13 protein-coding genes are annotated in these 11,046 nt (G+C 69.5%); 3 read left to right on the top strand and 10 right to left on the bottom strand.

Annotated features, from left to right (window positions below; genetic code table 11):
* The 9 genes from PMI01_RS17460 to PMI01_RS17420 all read right to left on the bottom strand — a co-directional run.
* Positions 1–831 (bottom strand): type II secretion system F family protein (locus tag PMI01_RS17460; protein ID WP_007671828.1); only part of this gene is annotated, 831 nt, incomplete at its 3' end.
* Positions 832–837: 6 nt separating this feature from the next.
* Positions 838–2,361 (bottom strand): CpaF family protein, encoded by a 1,524-nt coding sequence (locus PMI01_RS17455; protein ID WP_007671827.1) that lies wholly within the window; start codon positions 2,359–2,361, stop codon positions 838–840.
* Positions 2,362–2,365: 4 nt separating this feature from the next.
* Positions 2,366–3,919: an AAA family ATPase gene (locus PMI01_RS17450; protein WP_007671826.1), complete on the bottom strand. Its 1,554-nt coding sequence runs from the start codon at positions 3,917–3,919 to the stop codon at positions 2,366–2,368.
* Positions 3,919–4,638 (bottom strand): CpaD family pilus assembly protein, encoded by a 720-nt coding sequence (locus tag PMI01_RS17445; protein WP_007671825.1) that lies wholly within the window; start codon positions 4,636–4,638, stop codon positions 3,919–3,921. The genes PMI01_RS17450 and PMI01_RS17445 overlap by 1 nt, the downstream gene beginning before the upstream one ends.
* 10 nt (positions 4,639–4,648) lie before the next feature.
* Positions 4,649–6,304, bottom strand: a complete 1,656-nt coding sequence (locus PMI01_RS17440) for a type II and III secretion system protein family protein (protein ID WP_007671824.1) — start codon at positions 6,302–6,304, stop codon at positions 4,649–4,651.
* Positions 6,301–7,191 carry a Flp pilus assembly protein CpaB gene (gene cpaB, locus PMI01_RS17435; RefSeq protein ID WP_007671823.1) on the bottom strand — a complete coding sequence of 297 codons (891 nt, stop codon included), beginning with the start codon at positions 7,189–7,191 and terminating at the stop codon, positions 6,301–6,303. Before cpaB ends, PMI01_RS17440 begins: the two co-directional genes overlap by 4 nt.
* Before the next feature lie 182 nt (positions 7,192–7,373).
* Positions 7,374–7,886 carry an A24 family peptidase gene (locus PMI01_RS17430; protein WP_007671822.1) on the bottom strand — a complete coding sequence of 171 codons (513 nt, stop codon included), beginning with the start codon at positions 7,884–7,886 and terminating at the stop codon, positions 7,374–7,376.
* A 138-nt stretch (positions 7,887–8,024) separates the two neighbouring features.
* Entirely contained in the window at positions 8,025–8,195 is a 171-nt protein-coding gene (locus tag PMI01_RS17425; RefSeq protein WP_007671821.1) for a Flp family type IVb pilin, read from the bottom strand.
* Positions 8,196–8,273: 78 nt separating this feature from the next.
* Positions 8,274–8,456, bottom strand: a complete 183-nt coding sequence (locus PMI01_RS17420; RefSeq protein WP_007671818.1) for a Flp family type IVb pilin — start codon at positions 8,454–8,456, stop codon at positions 8,274–8,276.
* 312 nt (positions 8,457–8,768) lie between these two features.
* On the opposite strand from PMI01_RS17420, the gene PMI01_RS17415 reads away from it, so the two are divergent.
* From PMI01_RS17415 to PMI01_RS17405, 3 genes are all read left to right on the top strand, one after another.
* A complete protein-coding gene (locus PMI01_RS17415; RefSeq protein WP_035036927.1) occupies positions 8,769–9,173 on the top strand; it encodes a pilus assembly protein N-terminal domain-containing protein in 405 nt (134 codons plus the stop codon).
* Positions 9,174–9,282: 109 nt separating this feature from the next.
* The gene (locus PMI01_RS17410; RefSeq protein ID WP_007671813.1) at positions 9,283–9,852 is read left to right on the top strand and encodes a TadE/TadG family type IV pilus assembly protein; all 570 of its coding nucleotides are present in this window, start codon (positions 9,283–9,285) and stop codon (positions 9,850–9,852) included.
* Positions 9,842–10,396 carry a TadE/TadG family type IV pilus assembly protein gene (locus PMI01_RS17405; protein WP_007671811.1) on the top strand — a complete coding sequence of 185 codons (555 nt, stop codon included), beginning with the start codon at positions 9,842–9,844 and terminating at the stop codon, positions 10,394–10,396. Before PMI01_RS17410 ends, PMI01_RS17405 begins: the two co-directional genes overlap by 11 nt.
* Before the next feature lie 175 nt (positions 10,397–10,571).
* On the opposite strand, the gene PMI01_RS17400 is transcribed toward PMI01_RS17405, so the two are convergent.
* On the bottom strand, positions 10,572–11,046 hold a 475-nt coding region (locus tag PMI01_RS17400; RefSeq protein ID WP_007671809.1), incomplete at its 5' end, for an aminotransferase class IV.

Here is an 11,046-nt window from a genome sequence, read left to right as displayed (position 1 = left end):
GGCGGGCGGCAGGCTGCCGATGATGACGGCCGAGGCCACCGCTTCGGCCGACAGCGCCTTGATCTTCTCGGCCATCAGCTTGCGGGCCCGCAGCACCGTCGAGAGGTTGCCCAGGGCCTCGGCCAGGTTGCCGCCGGTCTTGGACTGGATCGACAGGACGATGGTGAAGAAGCGCAGCTCGTTGGTCGGCATGCGCTCGTACATCCGCTCCAGGGCCTGCTCCATCGACATGCCCATGCCGACGTTCTCGGTCAGCATCCGGAACTCGCCGGCCAGGGGCTCGGGGCATTCCTTGCCGATGATCTTCAGGCAGTCATGGACCGGCAGGCCCGACTTGATGCCGCGCACGATGATGTCGATGGCGTCGGAAAAGGCGCTGGTGAACTTCTTGGTGCGGGCCGTGGCCAGCATGCCGACCACCCAGCGCGGCAGGCCGACGCCGGCGGCGAACGCCGCGCCCAGCGCGATCAGCGGCATCTGGCGCAGGACCAGCAACAGCAGGCCGACGGCCAGGCCGATCCCGCCGCTGACGATCCAGAACATCCGGGTGTTGTCGCCCAGGCCCGCGGCGCGCAGGCGGGCGGCGATGGTCAGGGACGCCTTCTTCTTCTGCTGATCCTGCTCCTTGAGCGTCTTGAGGATCTGCTTGCGGCGGACGTCGGGGGTGTTGGCGTTGGCCTTGGCGCGGGCCGCCACCGCCTGGCGATCGCCGCCGGCGATCAGCTGGGCGCGCTTGACGGTCTTGGTCGAGCCGCCGTCGCCGCCGGCGAACACGAAGCCCAGGCCCGCGACGGTGATGAAGCCGAGAACGCCCGCGATGATGAAGAGCATCCGCGCCTACTCCGCCGCGTCGAGGGCTTCGGCCAGCTCGCGCTCGAGGCCGTAATAGCGGGCGCGGTCCCAGAAGCGGGGGCGGCCGATGCCGGTCGAGCGGTGCTTGCCGATCACCTTGCCGTCGGAATCCTCGCCGCTGATCTCGTAGACGAACAGGTCCTGGGTGACGATCACGTCGCCTTCCAGGCCGACGACCTCGGTGATGTGGGTGATGCGGCGCGAGCCGTCGCGCAGGCGGGCGGCCTGGATGACGACGTCGACCGAGCCGACGATCATCTCCTTGATGGTCTTGGAGGGCAGGCCGTAGCCGCCCATGGTGATCATGCTCTCGATCCGGCTGATCGCCTCGCGCGGGCTGTTGGCGTGCAGGGTGCCCATCGAGCCGTCGTGGCCGGTGTTCATGGCCTGCAGCAGGTCGAAGGCCTCCGGACCGCGGACTTCGCCGACGATGATCCGTTCGGGACGCATCCGCAGGCAGTTCTTGACCAGGTCGCGCATGGTCACCGCGCCCTGGCCTTCCAGGTTGGGCGGCCGGGTTTCCAGGCGCACCACGTGCGGCTGCTGCAGCTGCAGCTCGGCGGCGTCCTCGCAGGTCACCACCCGTTCGGTCGGGTCGATGAAGGCGGTCATGGTGTTGAGCAGGGTGGTCTTGCCCGAGCCGGTGCCGCCGGAGATGACGACATTGCAGCGGCAGGCGCCGATGACGCCCAGGACCCGCGCCCCTTCCGGACTGATCGACATGTAGTCGACCAGGTTCTTCATCGTCAGCTTGTCCTTCTTGAACTTCCGGATGGTCAGGGTGGGACCGTCCAGCGCCAAGGGCGGGGCGATGACGTTGACGCGGCTGCCGTCGGGCAGGCGGGCGTCGCAGATGGGCGAGCTTTCGTCGACCCGGCGGCCGACCTGGCTGACGATCCGCTGGCAGATGTTCATCAGCTGCAGATTGTCGCGGAAGCGGACATTGGTCAGCTGCACCTTGCCGCCGACTTCGATGAACACCCGGTGGGCGCCGTTGACCATGATGTCGGCGATGTCGTCGCGGGCCAGCAGGGGCTCCAGCGGGCCATAGCCGAGGACGTCGTTGATGATGTCCTGGACCAGGTGCTCCTGTTCGGAGACCGACATCGAGACGTTCTTGATCGCCACCAGCTCGGCGACGATGTCGCGGATCTCCTCGGCCGCCGCCTTCAGGTCCAGCTGGGCCAGCTGGCTGAGGTCGATGGTGTTGAGCAGGGCGTTGAAAATCGTGGTCTTGGTGGCGTGGTAGTAGTCGCTTTGCTCGCGGACCACGTGGGTGGTCGGCGGCGCGCCCTGGGCGGCGCGCAGCTGCTCCAGGCCGTTGGTGGCCTTGGGACCGGCCGCCTTGGCCGGGGCCGGGGCGGGCGCGGCGACCGGCGTCGCGGCGCGTTCCTCGATGACGATCGGCTCGACGCGCTGGGGGCGCGTGGCGATGGCCGGCGCGCCGCTGGAGGCCGGCGGCGGCGCGTGGTCTTCCCGAACGGCGGCCTGGTCGCGCTTGCCGAACATGCCCCTACTTCTTCCTGAACAGGCCGGAGAGCACCGAGGCCTTCTGGGCGGCCGGCGGCTCGCGGCGGCTGATCAGCCGCGCCAGGTGGTCGATGCCCTCGGCGGCCTTCGACTTGGGCGCCACCTCGGCGACCATCTGGCCATTGTTGGCCGCCTGGCCGAAAGGCTTGGGGTCGAAGGGCAGCACCAGGGACGGGGTCAGGCCCAGGGCCTCGCCGAAGTCCTTGACCGGGATCTCGGGCCGGCCGGGGACGCCGACCTGGTTGATCACCAGGCGGGGCGGGGCGTCGTTGGGACGGGCCTGGCGGACCAGGTCGATGATGTTCTTGGCGTTGCGCAAAGAGGCCAGGTCCGGCGTGGCGACCACCACCAGGTCGTCGCTGCCGATCAGCACCCGGCGGGTCCAGGCGCTCCAGCTGTGCGGCAGGTCCAGCACCACGAAGGGCGCCGCGCCGCGGATCTTCTGGGTGACCTCCTCGAAGGCGTCGGCCGGGATCTCGTAGTCCTGGTCCAGCGTGCCGGGCGCGGCGAACAGCGACAGGCGGTCGCCGCAGCGGACCATCATCCGGTCCATCAGCACCGGGTCCAGCCGGTCGGGCTGGGTCAGGGCGTCGAGCACGCCCTGCAGCGGGTCCTGGTTGAAGTCGAGGCCGGCGGTGCCGAACGGCAGGTCGAGGTCGACCATCACCGTGGCGGCCTGGATGCGCTCGGCCATCGACCAGGCGAAGTTGTGGGCCAGGGTCGAGGAGCCGACGCCGCCCTTGGCGCCGACGAAGGCGATCTGCCGGCCGACGAACGGCGCGGAGGGGTCGGCATAGAGGTTGGACACCGCGCGGATGATCTGCAGCGGGCCCTGCGGCTGGGTGATGTACTCGCTGACGCCGCGCCGCATCAGCTCGCGGTAGAGGGCGATGTCGTTGGTCTGGCCGATGACCACCACCTTGGTGCCCGGGTCGCAGACCTGGGCCAGGCCGTCCAGCAGGGCCAGCATGCGCGGCGCCGGGTCCAGGCTTTCGACCAGCACCAGCGAGGGGGTCGACTGGTTCTGGTAGTAGGCGACGGCGGCTTCCAGCCCGCCCGGCTGGACGCTGGTCGAGGCGCGGACCATCCGGCGGTCGGCCGAGGCGGCGTCCACCAGGCCGGCGGTCTCCGGGCGCGCGCAGAAGGCGTGGATGGTGATGCGCGGCACGGCGGCCTCGCCCATGTCGTCGCCGGCGGCGATGATCTCGGGCGTCGGGCTGTAGGCGCTGGGGGCCGGAGTCGGGGGCGGCGACGGCGCGACAGGCTCGACCGTCAGGGTCGGCGCGCTCGGCGCGCCCGGCGTGGGGGTGGCGGCGGCCTGGACCTTCGGCGCATAGGGCGGCGCGGGCGGCGGCAGGTCGATGAACGGCGCGGCGCCGCCGTCGCCCGGGCGGGCGGGCGGGAAGTCGGCGAACGGGTCGTCCAGCCGGGTCGCGGGCGCCGGCGCGGCGCGCCACGGATCGGCGCCGGGCGCGGCGAACTCGTCGTCGGCGTCGAAGCCGAGGTCGAAGGGATCGTGGTCGGTGCGCGTGGTCATCAGTTGACCGCCTTCGAGACGGCGCCGGTGGCCTGCTCGTCCTTGGCCGAAGCCGTGACCTCGCCCTTGCGGTACTTGCCCATCACCGTGTCGCGGCGGCCGGCGTCGGCCGGGGTGCTGTCGCGCGGACCCAGCAGGTCCTCGGGATTGGCGATCTGGGCGGCCATGTTGGCCGTGACGGCGCAGCCATAGTTCTCGTAGGGCTTGTTGTCCCGGGTCGCGGTGACGTTCTCCCATCCGCCGCATTGGGGGATCGAGGCCCGATAGCGCAGGAAGCCGACCTTCAGCGGCGCGTTCGGCGCGCCGCCGGCGTCATAGCCGACGATCCGCACCGCGGTCGCGGGGGCGCCCATGCCGACCAGGCGCGTGCGGGCGGCGAAGGCCATGCGGCCGGGGACGTCCGAATTGGGACCGCCCACGGGGGCGCTGATCAGGATCTCGCGCGCCTCGGCCTCGAGCCAGCGCCTCAGGAAGCCGTCGAGCGCCTGATCCTGGGCGGGCGACAGGCCCTCGGCGTGCGGCGCCAGCAGCAGCTCGTCCGGATGGGCGTCGACCTTGACGCGGTCGACCCACAGTTCGGTGTCGGTACGCGGCGCGGCGGCCGTCTGCGCCTGTTCGCCCGTCGAGGCGCACGCCGTCAGCAGCGCCAGGGCCAGGCCCGTCGCGGCCAGTTTCGCGAAGGTCGAAGGCGTAAGCCGATGAAGATGGGGTCGCGTCATGTCCGCGTTCTCACTCGATCACATAGCCGACGGGGCCCTGGTAGGCGCGCCCGGCGTTCGCGCCGGTCGGCGCCTTGACCACCTTGTTGAGGCGGCCCAGCAGGGCCGTGCTCATGTCGCTCGCCGTCTGCAGGCCGTCGGCCGGGGTCTGCAGGTCCTGGGGTCGGGTGGGGTCGACGATGTAGGGGGTGATGATCACCACCAGCTCGGTCTCGCCGTTCAGATAGTCGCGCGAGCGGAACAGCGAACCCAGGATCGGCAGGTTGGTCATGCCCGGCAGGGCGTCGATGTTCTGCTTGGTCTGTTGCTGAAGCAGGCCGGCGATCATCAGCGAACCGCCCGAGGGCAGTTCGACCGTGGTTTCCGCCCGCCGCACGGTCAGGCCCGGCACCGTCAGCGAGGCCCCGCCGGTGGTGGAAGCCAGGGTGAAGGCCCCCAGGCTGCTCAGTTCGGAAACCTCGGTCGACAGCTTCAGCGAGATGCGGCCGCCCGACAGCACGATCGGCGTATAGCCCAGGCCGACGCCGTAGGGCTTGAATTCGATGCTCACCTTGCCGGTGGAGTCCTGTCCCGTCGGCACCGGGAACTCGCCGCCGACCAGGAACTTGCCGGCCTCGCCCGACACCACGGTCAGGTTGGGTTCGGCCAGGGTGCGCACCAGGCCCACGCGCTCGAACGCCTGGATCATGCCCTTGCCCTGGTTCAGGCCCGGGCTGCCGGCGGTGTCCTTGACCGTGGCGGTGTTGCCGTTGATCACCTTGATCGGATTGCCGTTGGCGTCGACGGTGTCGAAGACCGTCGAGTGGACGACCTGGTAGCAGCTGCCGCTGACGCCGGCGGCGCAGGGCACCACCATCTGCGGCTGCTTGGTGGTGTCGCGCAGCCAGCCGCCGATGCCGCCGCCCAGCAGGCCGCCGTTCACCGCGTAGGTGGGGCTGAGACCGAACTTGTACTGGGTCTCGCCCAGCTGGCCGAGCACGGCGTTGGAGTCGACGCCCAGCTGCTTGATGATGTTGCGCTGCACCTCGACGATGCGGACCTTGAGCATCACCTGGTCCTTGCCGGCGATGGCCAGCATGTTCAGGACGTTCTCGGGCTTGCCCACGAACTGGGCGGCGATCTGCGAGGCCATGGTGGATTCGCCGGCGTTGGCGACCAGGCCGGTCAGGATGACGCTGTCGCGGATCGGCTGGACCTGGATGTTGGCGTTGGGCAGCACGCGGCGCAGGGTGTCTTCCAGCTGGCCGGAATCCTGGTCGACGCGGATGGCCAGGGTCAGGATCTTGCGGCCGGCGGCGTCGAAGAACACCGCGTCGGTCGAACCCTGGCCCACGCCCAGCACATAGATGCGGCGCGGGCTGCGCAGCACGGCGTCGGCCACCTGCGGGTTGGTCACCAGCATGTCGCGGACGTCGACGGGCAGTTCGATGATCGCCGACTTGCCCTTCGGCAGGTTCAGGTTCTGGCTGCCGGGGCCGGCGGTGAGGTCGACGCGCAGCACCTGTTCGGCGGGCGGGGCCATCGCCGGCGTCAGGGTGGCGCGCGGCGCGACGCGGGCCGGCCGATAGGTATGGGTGCCACCGGCCGGTCCGTCGGCCAGGACGGCGGTCGCTTGTGCCAGCGCCAGGGCGGCGGCGAGCGAGGCGGAAAGGAGCCGGCGGATCATGGGCGGACCGCGATGCTGGAGGTCTGGCCGCCGCGATTGACGCGGACGACGTTGGACTCTTGGGAACGGACGCCCAGGCCGGACGGGCCGCCCAGGTCGGTGTAGGCGCGCAGGATCAGGGTGACCGGGCCGGCGGCCTTGGCGCGGGCCAGGGCCTCGGCCTCGATCGGCCCGACCTCGAGCGTGGCCGTGGCCGCGACGATGGTCTTGGCGTCCTTCTCGGCCGTCGTGCTCTGGTCGAGGGCCAGGACCCGCACGTTCTGCAGGATGGTGTCGGCGACGACCGTCTTGGCCGCCGCGCCTTCGCCTTCGCCACCGCTCGGCCCCTCGTGGGTCTGGAGGACGTCGACGCGGTCGCCGGGCAGGACGAAGCCGCCGACCGCGGTCTCGGAGGTGACCGGCACGGCCATGGCGCGCTTGCCGGGCGACAGGACCACCGACAGGTAGCCGCCTTCGCCGCCGCGGACGATCTTGCGGGAGGTGATGGGCTCGCCGGCCAGGATCGGGTCGCGGACGATCGCGCCCTCGATGGCCTTTTCGGGGGTGACGCCGCCGATCATCCCGTCGGCCACGTCGCCGACCGCCTTGGCGGCCTTGGCGGCGGTCTTGGTCGGGGCGGGCGCGGCGGCGCCGTTGGTGATGAAGGCGGCGTTGATGGCGTCGGATGGCCAGGCCTGCCAGGTCACGTCGGCGGCGGTCAGGCGTTCGCCGATCACCAGGTCGCGCTTGGCGACCAGCACCTGGGTCATGGGTTTGTCGGTGGCGACCGGCGCCTGGACGACCGCCGCGGGCGGCGCCTTGCCGCCCATCGCCTTCTGCATGACCACGGCCAGGCCGATGGCCGAAACAGCGGCGATCAGGACGATCATGACGCGAAGAGGGTTCATGCGGTCGGGCTCTATCGACGGGGAGGCAGGTCGGGGCGAGCCGCCTTCAAGCGATCACGCACGAATCGTCGGATGGCCTTTCTGGCCAGGTCGCATGCTCGCGCGGCCATGGTTAACAGCGACTAAAGGCGGCGCTTGGTATCGGCGATTTGGAGCCGCGACAGGCTGACGCGGGTCGAGTTTCAGGCGCCGATGGCCACGGCCAGGGCGCCTTGCGGGAAGGTCGCCAGGGCGCCGACCGCGATGGCCACGCCGTAGGGGATGTCGCCGCCCTCGGCGCCCAGCTTGCGCACCCAGGCCGGGCCGCCGGCCACGATGGGCGCGAACCAGCCCGAACGCAGGCTGAGGAGGCCCAGGGTCAGGGCGCCGCCGGCCAGTCCGGTCGCCAGCATGAAGGAGAAGGCCGCGGGCCAACCCAGCCACAGGGCCGCCGCCGCGAACAGCTTGGCGTCGCCGCCGCCGATCCAGTTGGCGGCGAACATGCCCATGCCGACCAGCAGCGCGCCGACTCCGATGGCCAGGCACAGGCCGATGGCGGCCAGCGAGGCGCCGCTGAGCAGCGCCGCCGGGACGAAGGCGACGATCAGGGCCAGGGAGATCCAGTTGGGGATCGTGAAGCTGGTGACGTCCTTCAGCGCGGCGATGACCACCAGCGCGGGGAAGACGAGCAGCAGGGCGAACTGAATGATCTGCATGACGGCCTTGCCTGTTCAATCGGCGCCAGTCTGGGCCGATCGCATGAAGCAATGGTTTCCCGCGCGGCGAAACTCTCGCCTCGCGGATCGAAATCGAAATCGAAGGCTCCGGCGACCTGGCTGGAGCCGGGAGGCGGCCTACTTGGCCGTGAAGATGTCGTCGCCTTTTTGGAACGCGTCTTTCACGTGGCCGCCGATCAGGCCGACGACGCCGGCGACGACGGCGGCGATCATCGTGGCGATCAGGCCGTACTCGATGGCCGTGGCGCCGGACTCATTGTCCAGGAAGCGAGTGACGAACTTCGACATGGTTGAGGTTCCTTGGGCGAGGGGAAAAAAAAGGCCCCGGCACTGCTGCCGAGGCCCTCTTTTTCGAGCGTAGACGGCTTACGGAGCCGCAGACGCGCCGGTGACGGCCTTGTCGGCCTTGTCGAACGCGTCCTTCAGGTGACCGCCCAGCGTGCTGACGATGGTGGCGATCACGACGGCGATCAGGGCGACGATCAGGCCGTACTCGATGGCCGTGGCGCCGGATTCATTGTTCAGGAAGCGGGTGACGAACTTCGACATGGTAGATCTCCTAGTCGGCAATTGGCTTTGGGCTCTCAAGCCGTGTCGACTTGCTTACCCCCGAAAACACGATCAATTTCGCCCACCTCGCTTAATGGCCAGTAAATGTCGGATGGTTTCGCGGATTTTTTTGTTGGTTTACATAAATTTACTATTATCAACTCTTAACTGTACCACGTCTTGGAGTCGTAAAACCCCTTATGGGGCAACGGTTTCTGAATTGTCGGGAAGACTACAAGATCTATGCTCTTAGGTCTTTATTGACCATTCCGAGTCATTCTGAGGTCGGCATCGAGCCTGGAAAGAATGATCATGCGCCGCCTGACCCTCGCCTTCTGCGCCTGCCTGAGCCTCGGCGTCACCGCCGTCGCCGCCCAGATCCCGGCCGCGTCGCTGTCCGTCAGCGCCGGCCAGGCCACGCGCATCTCGCTTTCGGCGCCCGTGCGCGACATCGTGGTCGGCGACCCGACCGTGGCCGATGTCAGCCTCGTCAACGACCGCACCCTGATCGTCATGGGCAAGAAGGTCGGCACGACCACGGTCCTGGCGTTCGACGCCGGCGGCCGGCCGCTGGCCGACCGCCAGATCGTCGTCTCGGACATCCCCGACCAGGCGGTCATCGTGCAGCGCGGCGTGACGAGCTCGACCTATGCCTGCGGCGACCGCTGCGCCCAGCTGGGCGGCGCGGCGCCCGTCGCCGCCGACCCCAGCAAATAGGTCTCGCGCGCGGCCCTGAATGTCAGGGGTCTAAACCTGTAATTAGGAACGCTGTCGCTAGACTGCGTGGCCTCCTCCTCCACGAGGCGCTGACGCGGACCCCTCCGGCATGGCCGATCAATCCCGACCGAACCGTTCGCCGGCCAGATCCGGCCTGATGCGCCGGTTCGCGCGCGCCGAGGACGGCGCGACCGCGGTCGAGTTCGCCTTCGTCGCCATACCCTTCTTCGGACTGATCTTCGCGATCCTCGAGCTCGGCCTGGTGTTCCTGGTGTCGATCACGCTGGAGAACGCGCTGATGAACCTCGACCGCCAGATCCGCACCGGCGAATTCAAGCAGGACGCCAGCGCGTTCAAGACCGCGGTGTGCGCCCAGATGCCCGTGCCGGCGACTTCCTGCGAAGCGGCGATCACCCTCGACGTCCGCGTCCTGCCCGCGTTCACCGGCGCCACTGCGTTGAAGCGTCCCCCCGCCGGCGGCGCCTGCTGGAACCCGGGCGGCGCCAACTCGATCATCCTGGTGCGCGGCTACTACAAATGGCCGATCATCACGCCCCTGCTGCAGGGCGCGGTGGCCGGCGCCGATGGCAATCGCGAGATCACGTTCGCCGCCCTGTTCCGCAACGAACCCTACGACACCGAGCCCGTTCCCGAGGTCAAGTGCCCCGATGACACCTGAATTTCGTCCACGCCGCGCCCTGGCGACCCTGTGGCGTGATCGCCGCGGCGTCTCGGCGGTGGAGTTCGCCCTGATCGCGCCCGTGTTGCTGCTGTTCTATTGCGGCATGGCGGAACTGACCGAAGCGATGATCGCCCAGCGCCGTCTCAGCCACCTGGCCTCGTCGATCGGCGACGTGGTGGCGCGCTCCACCCAGCTGTCCGACGCCCAGAGCTCCGACGTCTTCGCGGCGGGCCAGCTGTTGATGGCGCCGTTTCCCACCACGGACCTGCACATGTGCATCGTCAGCATCGTCTCCGACGCCTCGGGCAAGGACACCGTCGACTGGTCGGACAAATCCAACGCGCCGGCCGACTGCCCCGCGATCGGCGCGGTGCTGGACATCCCCGTCAGCGTGCTTCCGGCCAGCCACAGCGTGATCATGAGCAGGGCCAGCTACAACTACGAGTCGCCGATCAAGCTGGTGTCGCCCAAGGCCATCACGTTCAAGCGCACCTACTATCTGCGGCCGCGACTGTCGGACAAGGTTCTGCGGGTTCACTGACGGCCCGGCGCCCATGCCCACCCACGGTCGTCATCCCCCGACTTGTTGGGGGGACCCAAGCCGAATCCGACACCATGTCAGCGCCGCTTGGGTCACCCGCATAAAGCGGGTGATGACGGAATTTTTGAGTTGAAGAAGCACCCATGGGCCTGGGTCAGCTAACTGTCCACGCCTCCTAGAGCGCGGCGCGCAGGCGCTCGACCAGGTCATGCGGCGCGAAGGCGCGGCCTTCGAAGCTGGCGACGGGCCGGACGCCGATCAGGCTGTTGGTCAGGAACGCCGCCTGGGCGCCCTCCAGGGCCCGCGCGTCCGTCGCGACCACCGCGGTCGGGGCGCCCAGGGCGGCGGCCTTGGCCAGCACCCGCGCCCGAACGATGCCGTTCAGCACGCCGCAGCTCAGGGCGGGGGTGAACAGCCGGTCGCCGGCGATCCAGAACAGGTTGGCCGCCGAGGCGCAGGCCAGTTCGCCGCGATTGTTGAGCATCACCGCCTCGTCGGCGCCGGCCGCCAGCGCCTCGGCCCGGGCCAGCACGTTGTCCAGATAGGATAGGGTCTTGAGCCGCGCGGCGGGCGAGCCTTCGTTGCGGCGGGTCCTGGCCAGCACGAGCTCGGCCGGCGTCGAGACCGGCGCGGCGGCGGCGGCGCGAGCC

The organism is Caulobacter sp. AP07 (genome assembly GCF_000281955.1).
Classification (GTDB): domain Bacteria; phylum Pseudomonadota; class Alphaproteobacteria; order Caulobacterales; family Caulobacteraceae; genus Caulobacter.
Note: the sequence above shows the minus strand (reverse complement) of the source record. Positions and strands in the feature narration are given on the sequence as shown.